Here is a 19,195-nt window from a genome sequence, read left to right as displayed (position 1 = left end):
AACCGGAGCCTTGCCATGTCCGACAAGACCTACCACGTGCTGTTCGTCTGCACCCACAACTCGGCCCGTTCGATCATGGCCGAGGGCCTGCTCAACGGCCTGGGCCGTGGCCGTTTCCAGGCCTGGTCGGCGGGCAGCCAACCGGCCGGCCGGGTGCACCCGTTGGCGCTGCAGACCTTGCGTGAACTGGGCTTGCCGGTTGACGGCTACCGCAGCAAGGACTGGAACGAGTTCGCCCAGCCCGGCGCACCGGCCTTCGACTTTGTCTTCACCGTCTGCGACAACGCCGCCGGTGAGGTCTGCCCGGTCTGGCCGGGTCAGCCGATGACCGCGCACTGGGGCGTGGCCGATCCCTCGGCCTTCGACGGCAGCGAGGCCCAGCAGGCCAAGGTGTTCTGGGACACCGCGCTGGTGCTCAAGCGCCGCATCGAGCTGATGCTGGCACTGCCGCTGGCCTCGCTCGACAGCCTGGCGATCCAGCGCGAGGTCGATGCGATCGGAAAGCTCTGAATGAGCTTCTTCGAACGCTACCTCTCGGCCTGGGTGGCCCTGTGCATCGTCGCGGGCATCGGGCTGGGTCAGCTCTTGCCAGGGCCCGTGCAGGCCATCGGTGCGATGGAGGTGGCACGGGTCAACCTGCCGGTCGGGCTGCTGATCTGGGTGATGATCATCCCGATGCTGCTGCGCATCGACTTCGGCGCGCTCGGCCAGGTGCGTCGCCACTGGCGCGGCATCGGCGTGACGCTGTTCGTCAACTGGGCCGTCAAGCCCTTCTCGATGGCGCTGCTGGGCTGGATCTTTGTGCGGCACGTCTTCGCGCCCTGGTTGCCGGCCGAACAGCACGACAGCTACATCGCCGGCCTGATCCTGCTGGCCGCCGCGCCCTGCACCGCGATGGTCTTTGTTTGGAGCCGTCTGACCGGCGGGCACCCGTTGTTCACGCTGTCGCAGGTCGCCCTCAACGACAGCATCATGGTGTTCGCCTTTGCGCCCATCGTCGCGCTGCTGCTGGGGCTGTCGGCGATCAGCGTGCCGTGGGACACGCTGGTCACCTCCGTGGTGCTCTACATCGTCATCCCGGTGGTGATCGCACAGGTGATCCGGCGCGCGCTGCTGGCCCGTGGTGCGGCCGCGCTGGAGGCCGCCCTCGCACGCATCGGCCCGTGGTCGATCGGCGCCTTGCTGGCCACCCTGGTGCTGCTGTTCGCCTTCCAGGGCCGGGCCATCCTGACGCAGCCGCTGGTGATCGCGATGCTGGCGCTGCCCATCCTGATCCAGGTGGTCTTCAACGCCGGCTTGGCCTATTGGCTCAACCGGCGCGTCGGCGAGGCGCATGAGGTGGCGTGCCCGTCGGCCCTGATCGGTGCGAGCAACTTCTTCGAGCTGGCGGTGGCTGCCGCGATCAGCCTCTACGGCTTCGAGTCCGGGGCCGCGCTCGCCACCGTGGTTGGCGTGCTGATCGAGGTCCCGGTGATGCTGGTCGTCGTGCGCGTGGTCAATCGCACACGCGGCTGGTATGAAGCCGGCGGGGCCGCTCAGGCCAGCGAGGCCAGCCGCACCGCATAGGCCTCGGCGCTGTAGCCGACGGTGGTGACGCCGTCTGGCCAGCGGGTCACCGGGCGCTTGATCACGCTGGCCTGGGCCAGCATCAGGGCCCGGGCGCTGGCCGCGTCGACCACCGCCGCGCGCACGGCCTCGTCGAGCTTGCGCCACGTTGTGCCGCTGCGGTTGAGCAGGCGCTCCCAGCCGACCTCGGCAAGCCAGCGGTCGAGCTCGGCTTCGGGCACGCCCATCTTCTTGAAGTCGTGGAAGGCATAGGGCCGGCCGTGTTCCTCCAGCCAGGCGCGGGCCTTCTTGACGGTGTCGCAGTTGGGGATGCCGTGCAGCGTGATCACGTCGAGGTCTCCTGCCGTCAAGGCTGGTGGGTGGGCGTCACTGCCGCGCGGTGCGCAGGTTGCGCGGCGGCGTGGCGGGGTGGCTGGTGCGCCAGGGGTTGATGTCCAGTCCGCCGCGCCGGGTGTAGCGGGCGTAGACCTGCAGCTGGACCGGCTTGCAGCGCGTCAGCACGTCCATGTAGATGCGTTCGACGCACTGTTCGTGGAACTCGTTGTGCTGGCGGAAGCTGACCAGGTAGCGCAACAGGCCGGCCTGGTCGATCTGCGGGCCGCTGTAGCGGATCTGGACGCTGCCCCAGTCGGGCTGGCCGGTGACCAGGCAGTTGCTCTTGAGCAGGCCCGAGGTCAGGGTCTCGGTCACCGGCTTCTCGTCGAAGGCGGCGGTGAGCAGTTCGGGCGCGGGCTCGTAGGCATCGCAGTCGAGGTCGAGCCGGTCCAGGTCGACGCCGTCCAGTTCCTCGATGCGCTGGGCCGCGAAGTCGTAGGCGCTCAGCACCTTGACGCCCACGCGCTGGCCGAAGGCGGCGCTCAGGTCGCGCTGCAGCAGCTCGCGCACGACATCGGCCGACTCGAAGCGGCTCATGTTGAAGCTGTTGAGGTAGAGCTTGAAGGACTTGCTCTCGACGATGGCCGGCGACTCGCAGGGCACCGTGAACTGCGCCAGCGCCACCTGGGGCTTGCCACGCAGGTTCAGCCACGACAGCTCGTAGGCGGTCCACAGGTCGCAGCCCATGAAGGGCAGGGCGCCGATCACGCCGATCTCGTCGCGCTTGGGCTGGCGCTCAATCGGGTAGAGCAGCTCGGGGGCGTAGGTGTCGCGGTAGGCCGAGACGCGGCCCAGCGGCGAATCGGCCGGGTCGTGGTGCGGCGGCGTGTGCGTGTGCGTGTGCGCGGCGAGCAGACTGGGCGCGGCGGTCGTGTCGTTCAGGTCGTTCATATCAGTCATTGTCGGATGCCTCGTCCTGGCCGTAGGGCGTGGGGAAACGGCCAGCGTCCAGGCCCTGTTCGCGCAGCCAGCGGACCATCACCTCCTCCTGACCGTGGGTGACGATGACACGCTCGGCGCCGGTGGCCGCGATGGCGCGTTGCAGGCCGGGCCAGTCGGCGTGGTCGCTGAGCACGAAGCCGCGGTCCAGCCCGGGTCGGCGCCGCGCTGAACGGACCGCCATCCAGCCACTGGCGAAGGCCACGGCGGGCTCGGGCCCCGCGTCGGCGCGCTCGCCCAGCCAGAGGCCTTGCCGCGCCGACGGCGGCGTGATCAGCAGCGCACGGCCCCGCTCGGCCGGACTCAGGTCGTCGATGCGGCGGGTCGCCGGCAGGTCAACACCGGCGTCCCGGTAGGCCCGGTTGATGGCGTCGACCGTCGGATGCACGGCGATCGGGCCGACGGCGGGGTCCACCCCGGCGAGCAGGCGCTGGGCCTTGCCGAAGCTGTAGGCCTGCAGCAGGCTGGGCCGGCCGGCGGCGGCGTTGTCGCGCCACCAGGCGTCGATCTGGCCGAACACCTCAGCCTCGGGACGCCAGCGGTAGATCGGCAGGCCGAAGGTCGATTCGGTGATGAAGGTGTCGCAGCGCACCGGCTCGAAGGCGTCGCAGGTCGGGTTGGCGGCCTCGCCGGGTGGCGCGTCGCCGCGCAGGTGGTAGTCGCCCGACGCGACCCAGACGCGTCCACCGTGTTCCAGCCGCACCTGGGCCGAGCCCAGCACATGCCCGGCCGGATGCAGGCTGACGCGCACGCCGTGGTGCTCGATCACCTCGCCATAGGCCAGGCCCTGCAGGCGGATGTCGCCCAGCCGGGCCCGCAGCACACCGGCGCTGACGGCGGTGGCGAGGTAGTGGCCGTGACCGCTGCGGGCGTGGTCGGCATGGGCGTGGGTCACGATGGCGCGGTCCACGCGGCGCCAGGGGTCGATCCAGAAGTCGCCGGGTGGGCAGTACAGGCCTTGCGGGCGCAGCACGACCAGGTCGTCGGACATGGCGGTCGGGCGGGCGAGGTGGGGCCGACGGCGCGCCGCGTCAGCGGTCGGCGCGCCGGATCGCGCGGGCCAGCATCAGCACGGGGATCAGGCCGACGGCCACGATGGCCAGCGAGGGCAGCGCCGCCTCGGCCAGGCGCTCGTCGCGCGCCAGCTGGTAGGCGACCACGGCGAGCGTGTCGCTGTCGAAGGGCCGCAGCACCAGCGTGGCGGGCAGTTCCTTCATGACGTCGACAAAGACCAACAGCGCAGCACCCAGCACCGACGGCAGCAGCAGCGGCCCATGCACCTGCACGAACAGCCGCCAGGGCCCCGCGCCCAGCATGCGCCCGCTCTCGTCCAGGCTGGTCGGCAGGCGCGCCATGCCGGCCTGCACCGACTGCAGCGCGACCGCCGAGAAGCGCACCAGGTAGGCATAGACCAGGCCGAGCGTCGTGCTGGTCAGGATCGTTCCCCAGGTCGAGCCCGGGAAACGCTGTTGCAGCCAGCCGGCCGGCAGCAGCAGGCCGATGGCGATGACCGCGCCGGGCACCGCATAACCCAGCGAGACCACCCGCACGCCCGCCTGCAACAAGGGAGCCGGACGCCAACGCAGCGCCAGCGCCAGGGCCAGCGCCAGCAGCGCAGCCAGCACCGCCGCCGTGCCGGCGAGCTGCAGCGTTGACCAGGACCAGCCGAGGAAGCGGTCCCAGGGCAGGCCGAACTCGCCATACAGCGCTTCGCGCACCACCAGCCGCAGCAGCAGCAACACGGGGATCACGAAGCCGGCGAGCACCGGCAGGGCGCAGACCAGCACCGCGATCGCCGCCGGCAGGCCGCGCAGGCGCAGCGGCTGGGCATCCGCGCCGCGACCGGCCGGTCGGGTCGTGGCGTAGCGCAACCGAGCCTGGGCCTTCTGTTCGGCCCAGGCCAGCAGGCCGACGACCACCAGCAACACGGTGGCCAGCTGGGCGGCCGCGAGCCGGTCGCCGAAGGAAAGCCAGGCCCGGTAGATGCCGGTGGTGTAGGTCTGCAGGCCGAAATAGGCGCCGACGCCGTAGTCGGCCAGCGTTTCCATCAGCGCCAGCGACACGCCAGCGGCGATCGCCGGGCGGGCCAGCGGCAGGGCGATGGTGACGATGCGGCGGACCAGCCCGGCGCCCAGCAGCCGGGCGGCCTCCAGCAGCGTCGAACCCCGTCCGGCCAGCGCCGTGCGGGTCAGCAGGTAGACGTAGGGGTAGAGCGCCAGCACGAACAGCACCACGGCGCCCCACAGGCTGCGCACGTCCGGCCACAGCGCACCGCGGGCGCCGGTCAGGCCGCGCAGCCAGATCTGCAGCGCGCCGCTCGATTGCAGCGTGTCGGTGTAGACGTAGGCCAGCACATAGGCCGGCATCGCCAGCGGCAGCAGCAGCGTCAGCTCGAACAGGCGCCGGCCGGGGAAGTCGAACAGCGTCACCGCGACCGCCGCGCCGGTGCCAACCATCGCCACGCCCACGCCCACCGCCACGGCCAGCATCAGCGAGCCGCGGGTGTAGTCGGCCAGCACGGTGGTGAATTGATGGCGCAGCACCTCCAGCGCGGCGGCATCGAGTGCCAGCCAGGCGCTCGCCAGGCTGATCACCGGCAAGGCCAGCAACAGGCACAGCAGGCCCAGCGCGAGGCTCGCGCGTCTCATGGTCGGCCCCCGCCGCAGATCTGATCGAGAATGATTTTCATTGTGATTGGCCTCGTTATGATAGGGCGAGACCACCGGCACCGGCCGGCCGATCAGGGTATCCAGGCACCTTGCGATGTACCTCCAGCTCGACCAGATCTCCGTCCAGTACGCCGGCGCCCCGCGGCCGGCCGTCCACCACGTCAGCCTGGGATTGCGGCGTGGCCAGATCGGCGCTTTGCTGGGGCCTTCGGGCTGCGGCAAGACGACGCTGCTGCGCGCGGTGGCGGGGCTGGAGCGCCTGCAGGCCGGCCGCATCGTGCTCGACGGCCGCCCGGTCAGCGAGGCCGCGACCGGACTGCACCTCGACGCCCGCGAACGCCGCGTCGGCATGGTCTTCCAGGACTACGCCCTGTTCCCGCACATGACCGCCTCGCAAAACGTCGCCTTCGGCCTGCACGGCCTGTCGCGCGCGGAGCAGCGTGAGCGTGTCACCCAGATGCTCGATCTGGTCGGCCTGGGCGGCGCAGCGCGCCGTTACCCGCACCAGCTGTCGGGCGGACAGCAGCAGCGCATCGCGCTGGCTCGTGCGCTGGCGCCGCAGCCGCGCCTGCTGCTGATGGATGAGCCGTTCTCCAGCCTCGACGTCGATCTGCGCGAGCGGCTGGCGCAAGAGGTGCGCGCCATCCTCAAGCAGACCGGCACGACCGCGCTGTTCGTCACCCACGACCAGCTCGAAGCCTTTGCGCTGGCCGACGAGGTCGGCGTCATGCAGCACGGCACGCTCGACCAGTGGGACGAGCCCTATGCGCTCTACCACCGGCCGGCCACGCGCTTCGTCGCCACGTTCGTGGGCCATGGCGTGTTCACGCCCGGACAGGTCAGCGTCGACGCGCAGGGCTTGCGTGTTATGACGCCGCTGGGCGAACTGGCCGATCCGCAGGAGTGCCCGCTGCCCGATGCCAGCGGGCGCTGCGAGGTGCTGCTGCGGGCCGACGACATCGTGCACGACGACGACAGCCCGGTGAAGGCGCGCATCCAGGCCAAGGCCTTCCGCGGCTCCGAGTTCCTCTACACGCTGCAACTCGTCAGCGGCGAGCAGGTGCTCGCGCACGTGCCATCGCACCACGATCACGCGGTCGGCGAGTGGATCGGCGTGCGGGCCCAGGTCGACCATGTCGTGACCTTTCCGCCAGCCCCCGGATCCGGGGGGTGAACGTTGCCACGGAAACAGCATGAAACAGCCGGGAAGGCCGTGTTGATCGACCTTTCCAGAGGCCTGCAAGTGATGGTGGGCATGGGCCCGACACCTATACTCCGACAGCATGCACAAGGGGCCTGAGGTCAGGCCCGGCAAGGACGCAAATCATGGGTAGCAAGTTGAAGGTGGCAGGCTGGGTCCTCGCAGGTGCGGTGGCCGGAGCCTTGGCGACGATGCAGTTGCAGGCCACCGCGCGCAGCGCGATGTCGCCGTTGCCCATCGAGGACATGCAGCAGCTCGCAGCGGTCTTCGACCTCGTCAAGCGCTCGTATGTCGAACCGGTCGACGAGAAGAAGCTGATCCGTGACGCCATCGGCGGCATGGTCGCCGGGCTCGACCCGCATTCGGCCTACTTCGAGGGCCAGGCCTTCAAGGAATTCCACGAGGGCATCAGCGGCAAGTTCACCGGCGTGGGCATCCAGATCGAGATGGAGGACGGCCTGGTCAAGGTGGTCTCGCCGATCGAGGGCTCGCCCGCCTTCCGTGCCGGCCTGCAGACCGGTGACCTGATCACTCGCATCGACGACACGGCCGTCAAGGGCCTGACGATGGACCAGGCCATCAAGCGCATGCGCGGCCCGAGCAACACCAAGGTGATGCTCACCATCCTGCGCAAGTCCGAGAACCGCACCTTCCCGGTCAGCATCGTGCGCGAGGAGATCAAGACCAAGAGCGTGCGTTCCAAGGTGGTCGAACCCGGCTACGCGTGGATCCGCATCAACCAGTTCCAGGAGCCGACGCTGCGCGACTTTGCCGAGCAGCTCAAGGACATCTTCAAGCAGGAGCCCGGCCTGAAGGGCCTCGTGCTCGACCTGCGCAACGACCCGGGCGGCCTGCTCGATGTTGCCGTGGGCGTGTCGGCGGCCTTCCTGCCGCGTGACGCGATCGTCGTCACCACCAACGGCCAGATCGCCGAGTCGCGCAGCACGTTGCGGGCTGCGCCGGCCTATTACTCGCGCGATGGCAACGATGTGCTGGCCAGCATCCCGGCGCTGATCAAGAACGTGCCGGTGGTGGTGCTGGTCAACGAAGGCTCGGCCTCGGCCAGCGAGATCGTCGCCGGCGCCCTGAAGGACCACAAGCGCGCCGTCATCATGGGCTCGCAGACCTTCGGCAAGGGCTCGGTGCAGAGCGAGCTGACGCGCCTGCCCATGCCCAACACCTCCTTGAAGATCACCACGGCGCGCTACTACACGCCGTCGGGCCAGTCGATCCAAGCCAAGGGCATCGTGCCGGACGTGCTGGTCGACGAGACCGCCGAAGGCAGCCCCTTCGCCGCCCTGCGCATGCGCGAGGCCGACCTCGACCGTCACCTCGGCGCGTCCAGTGGCGCCAGCGATGCCAAAAAGGACGCTGCACGCGAGAAGGCCCGCGAGGAAGCCCTGCGCAAGCTGGAAGAGGCCAACAACGCCGCCGGCAAGGACAAGGCCCAGCCGCGCCTGCCCGAGTTCGGCTCGAACGAGGACTTCCAACTGCAGCAGGCGCTCAACCGCCTGAAGGGCAAGTCGGTGCAGGTCAGCAAGACCCAGGTCGAACGCAAGGCCGGCGAGGCGACCAACAACTGATGGTCGTGGTCGACGATCTCGACGACGACCAGCTGCTGCGCTACAGCCGGCACATCCTGCTCGACGACATCGGCGTCGAAGGCCAGCGGCGCATCGTGCGCGGTCATGCCTTGGTGATCGGTGCGGGCGGATTGGGCTCGCCGGCCTTGCTCTACCTCGCCAGTGCGGGTGTGGGCACGATCACGCTGGCCGACCACGACACCGTCGACCGGACCAATCTGCAGCGCCAGATCGCCCACACCGACGCCCGGGTGGGCTGGCCCAAGGTGACGTCTGCGGCAGCCACCGTCGCCGCGATCAATCCAGAGGTGCGGGTTCGTCCGATGCAGCAGCGCGCCGACGCGGCCCTGCTCAATGCCTGGGTCGCCGAGGCCGATGTCGTGCTCGACTGCAGCGACAACTTCGCCACCCGCCATGCCGTCAACGCGGCCTGCGTGGCGCACCGCAAGCCGCTGGTCTCGGGCGCCGCGATCGGCTTTGACGGCCAGATCTCGGTCTGGGACAGCCGTGGCGAGGACCACCCCTGTTATGCCTGCGTCTTCCCGCCCGATGCCGGCATGGAAGAAGTGCGCTGCGCCACCATGGGCGTGTTCGCGCCGCTGGTGGGCATCATCGGCACGATGCAGGCGGCCGAGGCGCTCAAGCTGCTCGCGGGCATCGGCACCTCGCTGGCCGGGCGGCTACAGATGCTCGATGGCCGCACGCTCGAATGGACCGAGATCCGGGTCGGCCGCGAGGCCGCTTGCCCGGTCTGCGGCAAGCGTCACTGAGTCGGCCACGACGCGCTCGCCGACCCGCCGTCGAGCGCCTGCTGACCTTGTCTTGACACCGTGCGCCGCTATGCTGCGGCCATGGACAAGCCACCCCACAAGAACCTGTCCGGACGCTCTGCCGTCCGCAACTTCCCGTCTGCCGAGGAAGAGGCCCAAGCCCTCACGCTGCCCTCGCGCTACAGCGGTCCCGAGAGTGCCTACAGCCTGGCCTTCTCCGACACCGCCTTCTTGCTGCGCGAGGAACTGCGGCCGGTGCGCATGCAGCTCGAACTCCTCAAGCCCGAGCTGATCCAGCAGGAACTGGGCATCGAGCAGACCATCGTGATCTTCGGCAGCGCGCGCATCTTGCCCTTGGACAGTGCCACCGAGCGGCTCGCACAGGCCGAGGCCGATGGCGATGCGACGGCCCTCGCGCGGGCCCGCATGCAGCTGCAGATGAGCCGCTACTACGAGCAGGCGCGCCGCTTCGCCAGCATCGTCGCCGAGAAGTCGCGCCGGCTGGAGACGCCGATCTATGTCGTCACCGGCGGTGGCCCCGGCATCATGGAAGCGGGCAACCGCGGGGCCCACGAGGTCGGCGGCAAGAGCATCGGGCTGAACATCGTGTTGCCGCACGAGCAGGAGCCCAATGCCTACATCACGCCGGAGCTGTGTTTCCAGTTCCACTACTTCGCGCTGCGCAAGATGCACTTCGTGATGCGCAGCATCGCGCTGGTCTGCTTCCCCGGTGGCTTTGGCACGCTCGACGAGCTGTTCGAGACGCTCACGCTGATCCAGACCGGCAAGTCGCGGCGCCGGCCCATCCTGCTGTTCGGGCGCGAGTTCTGGACCCGCCTGATCAACTTCGACGTGCTGATCGAGACCGGCATGATCAGCCCCGACGACGTCCACCTGTTCCAGTTCGTCGAGACCGCCGAGGACGCCTGGGCGCATCTGTCGGCCTACTACGACCTGGACCGCGACGTGCCGCTTGACGGGCGCCATGCGGAGGACGTCTGACATGCCGCTGCACACGCACACGCCACCCCGCATCGTCGACCTGATCGGCGTCCCCACCGATGTCGGCGCGTCCGCGCGTGGCGCCTCGATGGGCCCGGAGGCCCTGCGCGTCGCGGGCATCCGCCAGCGCCTTGAAGCGCATGACCTGGTCGTGCATGACCGCGGCAATGTCAGCGGCCCGGCCAATCCTTGGCAGCCCCCGGTCGACGGCTACCGGCACCTTGCCGAGGTGGTGGCCTGGAACCAACTTGCGCACGATGCCGTCTATGCCAGCCTGCGGGCCGGGCACCTGCCGATCATGCTGGGTGGCGACCACTGCCTGGGCGTTGGCTCGATCAGCGCGGTGGCGCGCCATTGCCGCGAGACCGGCCGCAAGCTGCGGGTGCTCTGGCTCGATGCGCACGCGGACTTCAACACCTCGACCATCACGCCCAGCGGCAACATCCACGGCATGCCGGTGGCCTGTCTGTGCGGCCTCGGGCCGGCCGCGTTGACGGGCATGTCGGGCGCGGTGCCGGCGATCTCGTCCAAGGCGATCCGCCAGATCGGCATCCGCAGCGTCGACGAAGGCGAGAAGCGCCTGGTGCACGAGCAGGACATCGAGGTCTTCGACATGCGCTACATCGACGAGATGGGCATGCGCCACGCGATGGAACTGGCGCTGGCCACGCTCGACGAGCGCACCCACCTGCATGTGAGCTTCGACGTCGACTTCCTCGATCCCGGTATCGCCCCTGGCGTGGCAACGACGGTGCCCGGCGGCCCGACCTACCGCGAGGCCCAGTTGTGCATGGAGATGGTGGCCGACACCGGCCGGCTCGCCTCGCTGGACGTGGTCGAACTCAACCCCGCCTTCGACCTGCGCAACCAGACGGCCGAACTGGCCGTCGACCTGGTCGAAAGCCTGTTCGGCAAGAGCACCCTGATGCGCAAGTGAGTGGCGCCCAGCCCGGGCGCGCGGGGAAGAGCCTCAGCGGCTCGATTCCTTGACGATGTACCACTCGCTGCCGCGACGTTGCCAGACGAGGACCTTCTGGCTCTTGTCCTTGACCGAACCCGAGGCGTAGTCCTGGTCGAAGCGGGTCTCGACCTGGGTCGGCGAGAGGGTCTTGCGCTGCACGTTGGAGATGCGCAGGTCGATCGGACCGGCCTTGCGCAGCAGCTTGGTGCGGTTGTCGAACCACTTCTTGCGCGACACGCTGGTCGGCTGGAACTTGGCGTCGTAGAAGCTCAGGTAGCGCGTCACGTCCTTGGTCGACCAGGCTGCCGACCAATCGAGCAGGCGTTGCGACACCGAGGACACCGCCGGTTCGGCCTGGCGCTCGACCGGCGGCAGTGCGCGGGCCGTCGACGCGGCAGCCAGGGTGGGTGCAGCGGAGACGGCTGAGACCTCGACCGGCGCCGTCTGCCGGGCGCGAGCGTCCAGGTCAGATTTGGTCGCCAATGCCAGCTCGGTGGCGCTGATCGGGCAGCGGGCGGCGCCATCGTCACCGGCTTGCCAGAAGCGGCCGTCTTCGGGTTCCTCATTGGCCTCGCTGGCGCGCACCAGGCCCAGCACCGCGACCAGCGTGCTGGCCGATGCGTGGGTGCGGGCCTTGGCGATGCCCAGGTCGTGTTCGGCCGAGGTCAGCGCGCGGCGCGCCACGTAGAGCTCGTTCTCGGCGTTGAGCACGTCCAGCAGACTGCGCTGGCCGATGTCGAACTGCTGGCGGTAGGCGTCGCGGGCCTTGACGGTGGCCTGCACGTTGCGGTCGAGGTAGCCGATCTGCTCGGTCTGGGTGCGCACGTCGTTGAAGGCGATCGCGGCGGTCTGCCGGGCCTCGCGGCAGACCTTGTCGCGCTGGTCGGCGGCTTGGTTGAGCAGGTTGGCTGACTGGCGGATGCGCGACTGGTCGGCCCCGCCGTTGAACAGGTTCCAGTTGAGGTAGACGCCTGCGGAGGTCTCGCGCTTCTGGTCTGGCACGCCGTCGAAGTTGTTGCCTGCGCCACTGCGCAGCCGGGCTTCGACGCGCGGGTGCCAGAGGCCGTCGCGCTCCTTGCTCTGCGACTGCGAGGACCGAAAGTTCTCGACCGCCGCCGCCACCAGCGCATTGCGCTTGACGCTCTGGTCGACCGCCTGGGCGGCCGACGCGGGCAGGCTGCGATCGAGCGAATTCACCATCGGCAGTTCCGCCGGGGGCAGGGCGCCGACGACACGGCGGTAACGCTCGGTGACGTCGTGCAGGTTGGCGGTCTCGGTGGCGAGGTTGGACTCGGCCAGCGCCAGACGCGCACCGACCTGTTCGAGGTCGACGCCGCGGCCGACACCGGCCTTCACACGCGACTGGATCTGTTCGAACACCTGACGGTGCTGCACATAGTTGTCCTCGGCAAGCTGGACCAGCTTGCGTGCACGCGACACGTCGAAATAGGCCCGGGCACTTTCCAGGGCGGTCTGCTCGCTGGCGTCGATGAACTCGAAATACCTCACCAGGCGCGCATGGTCGAGGCGCTGAACCTGGTTTACGGTGGCCAGGCCATCCCACAACAACTGGGTTGCGGTCAACGCGATGCCGGTGCTGGTCATCGAACCGTTGGGCGGCGTGCGCGAGTCGATGCGATCCCGGATGCGCGCTGCATCGGCGCTCAGGTCGACCCGTGGCAAATACGCGCCGCGAGCGACGCCGACCTCGTCGACCGCCGCCCGAAAGGCATTCAGGCGGGCCGTCACTTCGGGATTCGAGGAAATCGCGCGTTGCGCTGCATCCTTCAGCGGATCGGCTGCAGGGCCTTGGGCCCAGGCCGGGAAAACCATGGCCAGCTGGCAGGCCAGCGCCATTTTTCCAATCATCGGGAAGGACGGCTTGATCATGGTGGGGGCGGATGCGCAAGCGCATCGATATTAGTTTGGTCCAGTATCCCACAGCCCCATCGGCTTGGGCAAGGCAACCCAAGCGAACGGCCGGATAAGCGACGCCTTTTGGGGCCTGCTGTGTCTGCAGGGCCAGCCGGGTTCATGGTCAACTCGCCGGACTGCCGACCCATAAGGTAGCAATGCCGAGATTCCTGAGCCCGCCGCAAACCGCCACGTGGTCACAACTTGTGACCGGATCGTGGGTTTTCGGCATTTTTCCGCGACGTCGCTCGGGTCGGCGGGCGATTCTGGCCGGGCTGGCGCTGGCAGTGCTCGGCGTGGTCCTGATGCTGGCCTGGCGGGAATCTTCGGCCTGGGATGTGGATCGCCTGCGACAGTCGGCCCTCCGGCACGGTGGATCGACACCGGATTCGGTGCGCGCGCTGACCGATCTGGTCAGCCAGTTGGCGGGGCAGGACGACGAGGTCCGGCTGCAGCAGGTCAACCAGTTCTTCAATCGCCGCGTGACCTTTCGCGACGATATCGACGTGTGGAGCCAGATCGATTATTGGGCGACCCCGATCGAGATGTTCGGACGCGGTGCCGGCGATTGCGAGGACTATGCGATCGCGAAGTACTTCAGCCTGATCGCCGCCGGGGTGCCGACGGCGCGGCTTCGGCTGGTGTATGTCAAGGCCACGCTGAACGGCTCGGGCGGTTCGAGCCAGCAGGCCCACATGGTGCTGGCCTACTATCCGGTGGCGGGTTCGAGCGACCCGTCGATTCTTGACAATCTGGTCCCGGAAATTCGCCCGGCGTCGCGTCGACCCGATCTGGCGCCGGTATTCAGTTTCAATGCCGAAGGGCTCTGGACCGGTACTCAGGGTCCGGGCGCGGGGGATCCGCTGGCGCGCCTGTCGCGTTGGCGTGATTTGCTCGCAAGGGCCCGTGAACAGGGTTTTCTGTGATGTCTTGTAACTCCATGGGTGGCTTATGTCCTTGATACGCCAGGTGCAGGCCTTGGTGGCGACCCTGATCCTGTTCGCGCTGGTCGGCAGTGTCCTGGTGACAACCTGGACCGCGCGCAGTTACCTGCAAACCCAGCTGGCGCTGAAGAACAGCGACAACGCCCAGTCGCTGGCGCTGACACTGACGCAGCAGGGCGGGGATCGCGGCCTGATCGAGCTGGCGATCGCCTCGCAGTTCGACATCGGCCACTACCAGTCGATCCGGCTGCTGTCGCCGGAAGGGGGCGAGCTGTTCGCGCGCCGTGCGGCCCCGCGACTGGCTGACGTGCCGGCGTGGTTCGAGCAGCTGGTCCCGATCGCCTCCATCCCGGGCCGCGCCGAGGTCACGTCCGGCTGGGCCGCCATCGGGCATCTGGAGGTGGTCAGCCAGCCGGTCTTTGCTTATGCCGACCTGTGGCGTGGTGCCGTCAGCACGACGGTCTGGATGCTGGTGCTCGGCCTGGTCGGAGGCCTGATCGCGCACCTCGCGGTGCTGCGCCTGCGCCGCCCGCTCGATGCGGTCGTGGCCCAGGCCGAGGCCCTCAGCGAGCGCCGCTATGTCACCACCGACGAGCCGGCGACGCCCGAGTTGCGGGCGCTGAGCCGGGCGATGAACACCATGGTCGAGCGGGTGCGCAGCCAGTTCACCGAGCAGACCACGGCGCTGGACCACTTGCGCCGGGTTGCCAACGAGGATGCGCTGACCGGCCTGTCCAACCGCAGCCACTTCATGGCCCAGCTGCAGCAGCAGCTCGACCACGAAGGCCACGGCGGCGGGCGGCTGCTGCTGTTGCGGGTAACAGGTCTGGCCGAGCTGAACCGCCAACGCGGCCACCTCGCCACCGACGCCATGCTCAAGCTGCTGGCCGACCGCTTGCGCCTGCCGCTGGTCACGCTCGTGCCGCTGTTCTCCGGTCGACTCAACGGCAGTGACCTGGCCGCCGTGCATGGTGCCGCCGGCTGGCATGACGCCGTGCCGGCCGAGCTGATGGCACGGCTGGGCGAGCGGCTGCAGGCCTATGACGGCGTGTCGGTCGTGCTGGCGGTGCAGCCGCTGGCGCTCGGGCAGGTCCTGCATGAGGTGCTGGCCGGCGCCGACGCGGCGCTGGCCCGAGCCGAAGCCGCCGGGCCTTTCTCGATCGAGTTCGGCGCGCCGGCCGCGACGCCGACCCAGCTGAGCGGTGAGCAGGCCTGGCGCCAGGCGATCCGCCAGGCGGTGGTGGACGGCAGGGCGCGGCTGGGCGAGTTTCCGGTGGTCGGCCGTGACGGCCAGCAACTGCACCTCGAATGTCCTTTGCGCCTGCAACTCGTTCCGGGTGGGCCCCATGAGGTGGCCGCGCACTGGTTGCCACATGCCCTGCGCACTGGGCTGATGCCCGAGATCGACCTGTGCGTGCTTGAACTGGCGCTGCGCGCCATCGCGGCCGACGGCCAGGCGCGCTGCGTCAGCGTGTCGCCGGTGTCCTTGCTGACCACCGGTTTCATCGCCCGTCTGCTGGCCCGGCTGCGGGCGGCCGGCTCGCCAGCATCGCGCCTGTGCTTTGACATCGACGCGGTGCAGATCGCACGTCACCCGGAGGCGCTGGTCGAACTGGGTCGACAGGTCCGGGCGCTGGGCGTGCGGGTCGGCCTGGAACATGCCGGTGAACAGGTGCCCGACTTCGCGCTGGCCGCGCAGGCCGGCATCGACTACGTCAAGCTCGCGCCCTCGCTGGTGCATGAACTGGCCGATCAGACGGCGCGCCAGCAGTTCGTCCGCGGTCTGGTCTCGACGCTGCGCGGCCTGGGTCTGCAGGTTGGTGCCGAAGGCGTCGCCCGGGTCCAGGATCTGGAGACCGTGCGCGACGTCGGCTTCGACACCTGGACCGGCCCGGCGGTGCGGCCCTGAAACGACGAGGCGCCCACATCGGGCGCCTGGTCGTTTAGACGACACAGCCTGGGAACAGGCCGCCGTCCTTCAGGTCGACGTGATGTCGGCCAGCAGCTTGCCCTGCGCCACCATGCTCGCGACGATCTGCACGTCGGTCGCGTCCGCGCCCAGGCCGAGCGCAGCGTTCAGATCGACGCCCTGCAGCGTGATGCTCAGGTTGGCGGCGCCCTGGCCGTCGTTGTTGACCGTCAGCACGGTGTCGCCGCCGATCCGGCTGAAGTCCAGGTAGGACCCGATGTTGTCGTTGCTGGCACCGACCAGAAGGTCGCGCAGGTCCAGCACGTCGCCGTTCTGGCTGGCCGGCGCCACGTCGTAGCCCTGCACCTGCCAGGTCTTGGGCGCTGTCTCGGTGCCGGCCTCGGCCAGCGTCCACGCGAACACGTCGGTCTGGCCGGCCAGGCCGGTGAGCGTCTCGGCGACCGGTGCCACAGCGCTCAGGATGCCCGCGTTCGGCGTGTCGGCGACCTGCACGTTGTACAGGGTCGATTCCGTGGAACCGCCGGCCTGGACGGTGAAGATGAACTGGCCGGGGATCAACACGTTGCTGACGACCGGCGAGATGAAGTCGGTGGTCGGCGTGTAGGTGATGTTCTGTGCATCGTCGAGGCGAACGGTGCCTTGGCCGTTACTGAGCACGATGGATTGGCCGATCGCGATGGCTTGTCCATCGATGCTGGTGATCAACGCGCTCGGATCCTCGAAGCCACTTGTCAGGTTGACGGAAAAGGCCTGATTCTTGTCCGTCAGACGGGTTGCCGAAACGATGTCCGCGAGCGACTGAACGACCAGGTTGGAGGTCGGGCTGTTAACCGTGGTGATGCCGTCGTTGACCGACAGGCTCAGCGTTGGCGTGGGCTGACCGGGTGCCGCCACCAACAATCCACCGCTGACGACGTGGCTGTACTGGTCCGGGTTGTTGAGGAAGCTCGAGCCCTCCAGTGCGGCGTTGATCGCGGCAGCCGTGCCGGTCATGCGCACGCTGGTGCTGCCGTCACCGGTCACTTCGGTCAGCTCGCCAAGGGGTGTGGCGCCCAGTGTGAAGCTGCCCTGGGAGACGTTCACGGTGACCGACAGGATCGTGTCCGGCCCATCGGCGTCGCTGACGGTGAGGGCATTGCCGGTCGCAGACGAGAACACCCGGGCTTCGTCCTCCCGGGTCGTCAGCCCGGCCGATCCGGTGCTGGGCAGCGTGATCACCGGGAGGTCGTTGACCGAGGCAACGTTGACTGTCGCGGTGGCCGGCGGGCTGACCAGGCTTCCGTCGCTGATCGTGTAGGTGAAGGTTGCCGCACCGTTGAAGTTGGCATTGGGCGTGAAGGTCACGGTGCCGTCGGCGGTGTTCAAGGTGGCGGTGCCGCCGGTGCCGCTGCTGACCGAGACGACGCGCAGGTCCGCAGGCAGGTTGTCGACGTCCGTGTCGTTGCCCAGCAGTTGCGCGACGGTGAAGGTGGCCACCGTGTCCTCGGTCGCCGGCAGGCTGTCGTCGTTGGCGACCGGGCGGTCGTTGATGGCCGCCAGGTTGATCGTGGCCTGGCCGGGCGTCACGTTGACGCCATCGCTGACGCTGTAGCTGAAGCTGCCGGCCGGCGTGCCCGCCACGTGGTCAAGCGGCGGGCGGTACTGCAGGCCGGCGAGCTGTTCGGCCGTGAGCACGGTGTTGTTGCCCACCGGCGTGCCATCGGCCAGCAGCACGGTGCCGATGGTCGGCAGGCCGGTGACCGTGATGGTCAGCGTGGAGCCGGCGTCGGCATCGGTCGGCGCGGCCAGGCCGAGGTTGACGTTGGGGCCTTCCTCCTGCGCCTGCACGGTCGTCGTGGACACGACCGGCGAGCTGTCGTCGTCCAGGATGGTGACCAGCTGCTCGACGCCGCCGACGGTCAGCGCGAAGGTTTCGTGGGTCTCGTCGACCGCGTCCGGGCGGGTCAGGATCTCGATGACGAATTCGGTCACGCCTGCCGGCACGGTGATCGAGCCGCCCGTCACCGGGATCGGCGTGCCGCCCGGGTATGTCACGGTCATCTCGGCGAGGTCGCTGGCCGGATCGGCCGCCAGCGTGTTGCCACTGGCCCGGCCGGCCAGGCTGACCGCGAAGGGGGTCGGCGTGCTCGACGGGTTGCGCAGCACCACGTCGTAGGTGACGGTGTTGGCGGTTGCCGTGCCTTCGAGCACGTCGGCGATGTTGTCGGCGCCCTCCGAATCCGGGTTGCGCGGCGTGACCGTCACCACCGTGGGCACCGGGTCGTCGTTGACGATGGTGCCGATGCCGCTGCCGCCGCCGCCGGGCAGGTCGGTGACCGGGTCGGTGATGGTGCCGATCAGCGTCAGCGTCTCGTCGGGTTCGTGGATGTTGTCGGGCACCAGCGTCACGCGGACCTGGATCTCGGTCGTGCCGACGGGCACCGTCACCGTGGTGCCCTCGGTCCAAGTGACGCCGTCGAGGGAATGCTCGATCACGCCGTAGTCGGCGATGGGCGTGGCGGTGTCGCCGGGCGCGCCGGTGTCCAGCGTCACGACCAGCGGCCGATCGGCCGGCTGGGTGAGCGTAACGGTGAAGGGCAGGGTGCCGTCACCCTCATCGGCCGTGCCGTTGGTGATGTTCAGCGCCGGCACGACCGTGCGCACGCCGGCGTTCACGTCCGCGCTGACGTCCTCGTCGGTGCGCAGGTCGCCGATGCCGCGCTGGTCTTCACCGACGCCTTCGATGTCCCAGCTCTGGCCGGCGACGGCCTCGTTCAGGCGGCCGATGCGCAGGCCGGGTCCGAGGGAGCCCGGGTCGCTCGGACCGGCCGAGGGCGGGTCGATCAGCAGGTCATTGCCCATCGGGCTGCGCGCCAGGCGGCTGCCTTCGGCGTTCATCTCGACGATGCCGTCCTGCGACGTCAGGATCATGTCGCCCTTGCGGATCTCGTCGCCGACCTTGAGCTGGCGCAGCGTGCCATCAGGCGTGCGGATCACCACCTCGCCGGTGATGCCCAGCACGATGCCGGCCGGCAGTCGGGCGGGCATGTAGTCGGGGATGAGCTGGACGTCCTTCAGGCTGGCGATGGTCTCCGGCACGGCGGCGGCCGGCACCGCCACCTCGGCTGCGGGCTCGATCGGGGCCACCGGCACGATCGCAGGGATCGCGGCGTTCGGGGTGACCTGGGTTTCAGTTTGTTCAGCCATGACGTCGTGCACTCCTACCGGCTGTGGGGCGACAGGCGCAGCGGGAGGCTGCGCGGCCAACTTCAAGTAAAGGATGAAGTCACCCACATATGGATATGAAGCATATCGCTTGGGATCTTCGGCGACGCATCAGAAAGGGCGCGATTGATACGCGT

Annotated in this window: 15 protein-coding genes; 9 read left to right on the top strand and 6 right to left on the bottom strand. The window is 69.0% G+C overall.

The features are described from left to right. Positions 1 to 15 precede the first annotated feature (15 nt). Positions 16 to 510, top strand: a complete 495-nt coding sequence (locus tag EV685_RS00700; protein ID WP_130480081.1) for an arsenate reductase ArsC — start codon at positions 16 to 18, stop codon at positions 508 to 510. Continuing rightward, on the top strand, positions 511 to 1,566 hold the full coding sequence (gene arsB, locus EV685_RS00695; protein ID WP_130480080.1) for an ACR3 family arsenite efflux transporter: 1,056 nt from the start codon (positions 511 to 513) through the stop codon (positions 1,564 to 1,566). On the opposite strand, the gene EV685_RS00690 is transcribed toward arsB, so the two are convergent. From EV685_RS00690 to EV685_RS00675, 4 genes are read right to left on the bottom strand one after another with little or no spacing between them, the layout of a single operon-like run. After that, positions 1,536 to 1,895 (bottom strand): ArsC family reductase, encoded by a 360-nt coding sequence (locus tag EV685_RS00690; RefSeq protein WP_130480906.1) that lies wholly within the window; start codon positions 1,893 to 1,895, stop codon positions 1,536 to 1,538. The genes arsB and EV685_RS00690 overlap by 31 nt on opposite strands. Positions 1,896 to 1,932: 37 nt before the next feature. Beyond that, complete coding sequence (queF, locus tag EV685_RS00685) at positions 1,933 to 2,832, bottom strand: NADPH-dependent 7-cyano-7-deazaguanine reductase QueF (protein ID WP_130480079.1); 900 nt, start codon at positions 2,830 to 2,832, stop codon at positions 1,933 to 1,935. Between the two features lies 1 nt (position 2,833). Continuing rightward, positions 2,834 to 3,871, bottom strand: coding sequence for a ligase-associated DNA damage response exonuclease (locus EV685_RS00680; RefSeq protein ID WP_130480078.1), 1,038 nt, complete (start codon positions 3,869 to 3,871; stop codon positions 2,834 to 2,836). A gap of 40 nt (positions 3,872 to 3,911) precedes the next feature. Continuing rightward, complete coding sequence (locus EV685_RS00675; protein ID WP_130480077.1) at positions 3,912 to 5,528, bottom strand: ABC transporter permease; 1,617 nt, start codon at positions 5,526 to 5,528, stop codon at positions 3,912 to 3,914. Positions 5,529 to 5,643: 115 nt separating this feature from the next. On the opposite strand from EV685_RS00675, the gene EV685_RS00670 reads away from it, so the two are divergent. The 5 genes from EV685_RS00670 (at position 5,644) to rocF (ending at position 11,042) form a co-directional block, all read left to right on the top strand. Then, positions 5,644 to 6,723, top strand: coding sequence for an ABC transporter ATP-binding protein (locus EV685_RS00670; protein WP_130480076.1), 1,080 nt, complete (start codon positions 5,644 to 5,646; stop codon positions 6,721 to 6,723). A 152-nt stretch (positions 6,724 to 6,875) separates the two neighbouring features. Further along, the gene (locus EV685_RS00665; RefSeq protein WP_130480075.1) at positions 6,876 to 8,333 is read left to right on the top strand and encodes a S41 family peptidase; all 1,458 of its coding nucleotides are present in this window, start codon (positions 6,876 to 6,878) and stop codon (positions 8,331 to 8,333) included. Further along, positions 8,333 to 9,103, top strand: coding sequence for a HesA/MoeB/ThiF family protein (locus EV685_RS00660; protein ID WP_130480074.1), 771 nt, complete (start codon positions 8,333 to 8,335; stop codon positions 9,101 to 9,103). Before EV685_RS00665 ends, EV685_RS00660 begins: the two co-directional genes overlap by 1 nt. A gap of 81 nt (positions 9,104 to 9,184) precedes the next feature. Further along, entirely contained in the window at positions 9,185 to 10,105 is a 921-nt protein-coding gene (locus EV685_RS00655; RefSeq protein WP_130480073.1) for an LOG family protein, read from the top strand. Position 10,106: 1 nt separating this feature from the next. Beyond that, positions 10,107 to 11,042 (top strand): arginase, encoded by a 936-nt coding sequence (gene rocF / locus EV685_RS00650; RefSeq protein WP_420820793.1) that lies wholly within the window; start codon positions 10,107 to 10,109, stop codon positions 11,040 to 11,042. Between the two features lie 33 nt (positions 11,043 to 11,075). On the opposite strand, the gene EV685_RS00645 is transcribed toward rocF, so the two are convergent. Beyond that, entirely contained in the window at positions 11,076 to 12,956 is a 1,881-nt protein-coding gene (locus EV685_RS00645; RefSeq protein WP_242615351.1) for a TolC family outer membrane protein, read from the bottom strand. A 182-nt stretch (positions 12,957 to 13,138) separates the two neighbouring features. Here EV685_RS00645 and EV685_RS00640 point away from each other — a divergent pair, with 182 nt between their 5' ends. Both EV685_RS00640 and EV685_RS00635 read left to right on the top strand, forming a co-directional pair. Continuing rightward, positions 13,139 to 13,906, top strand: a complete 768-nt coding sequence (locus EV685_RS00640; RefSeq protein WP_242615350.1) for a transglutaminase-like cysteine peptidase — start codon at positions 13,139 to 13,141, stop codon at positions 13,904 to 13,906. Between the two features lie 25 nt (positions 13,907 to 13,931). Next, complete coding sequence (locus tag EV685_RS00635) at positions 13,932 to 15,833, top strand: bifunctional diguanylate cyclase/phosphodiesterase (RefSeq protein WP_130480071.1); 1,902 nt, start codon at positions 13,932 to 13,934, stop codon at positions 15,831 to 15,833. 69 nt (positions 15,834 to 15,902) lie between these two features. Here the strand turns inward: EV685_RS00635 and EV685_RS00630 are convergent, their stop codons facing one another. Further along, entirely contained in the window at positions 15,903 to 19,040 is a 3,138-nt protein-coding gene (locus EV685_RS00630; protein WP_130480070.1) for a tandem-95 repeat protein, read from the bottom strand. Between the last annotated feature and the right edge of the window lie 155 nt (positions 19,041 to 19,195).

It is taken from the genome of Sphaerotilus mobilis (assembly GCF_004216565.1).
In the GTDB taxonomy this organism is placed as follows: domain Bacteria; phylum Pseudomonadota; class Gammaproteobacteria; order Burkholderiales; family Burkholderiaceae_C; genus Sphaerotilus; species Sphaerotilus mobilis.
The sequence above is the reverse complement of the archived record's forward strand: the minus strand, read 5'-3'. Positions and strand labels throughout refer to the sequence as shown.

What these genes read in the sequence shown, in the direction of transcription:
- EV685_RS00660 (WP_130480074.1), top strand. Translation starts at nt 8,333, where the DNA reads ATGGTCGTGGTCGACGATCTCGACGACGACCAGCTGCTGCGCTACAGC.
- EV685_RS00665 (WP_130480075.1), top strand. Translation starts at nt 6,876, where the DNA reads ATGGGTAGCAAGTTGAAGGTGGCAGGCTGGGTCCTCGCAGGTGCGGTG.
- EV685_RS00640 (WP_242615350.1), top strand. Translation starts at nt 13,139, where the DNA reads ATGCCGAGATTCCTGAGCCCGCCGCAAACCGCCACGTGGTCACAACTT.
- rocF (WP_420820793.1), top strand. Translation starts at nt 10,107, where the DNA reads ATGCCGCTGCACACGCACACGCCACCCCGCATCGTCGACCTGATCGGC.
- EV685_RS00635 (WP_130480071.1), top strand. Translation starts at nt 13,932, where the DNA reads ATGTCCTTGATACGCCAGGTGCAGGCCTTGGTGGCGACCCTGATCCTG.
- EV685_RS00680 (WP_130480078.1), bottom strand. Translation starts at nt 3,871, where the DNA reads ATGTCCGACGACCTGGTCGTGCTGCGCCCGCAAGGCCTGTACTGCCCA.
- EV685_RS00655 (WP_130480073.1), top strand. Translation starts at nt 9,185, where the DNA reads ATGGACAAGCCACCCCACAAGAACCTGTCCGGACGCTCTGCCGTCCGC.
- EV685_RS00670 (WP_130480076.1), top strand. Translation starts at nt 5,644, where the DNA reads ATGTACCTCCAGCTCGACCAGATCTCCGTCCAGTACGCCGGCGCCCCG.
- queF (WP_130480079.1), bottom strand. Translation starts at nt 2,832, where the DNA reads ATGAACGACCTGAACGACACGACCGCCGCGCCCAGTCTGCTCGCCGCG.
- EV685_RS00700 (WP_130480081.1), top strand. Translation starts at nt 16, where the DNA reads ATGTCCGACAAGACCTACCACGTGCTGTTCGTCTGCACCCACAACTCG.
- EV685_RS00630 (WP_130480070.1), bottom strand. Translation starts at nt 19,040, where the DNA reads ATGGCTGAACAAACTGAAACCCAGGTCACCCCGAACGCCGCGATCCCT.
- EV685_RS00645 (WP_242615351.1), bottom strand. Translation starts at nt 12,956, where the DNA reads ATGATCAAGCCGTCCTTCCCGATGATTGGAAAAATGGCGCTGGCCTGC.
- EV685_RS00675 (WP_130480077.1), bottom strand. Translation starts at nt 5,528, where the DNA reads ATGAGACGCGCGAGCCTCGCGCTGGGCCTGCTGTGCCTGTTGCTGGCC.
- arsB (WP_130480080.1), top strand. Translation starts at nt 511, where the DNA reads ATGAGCTTCTTCGAACGCTACCTCTCGGCCTGGGTGGCCCTGTGCATC.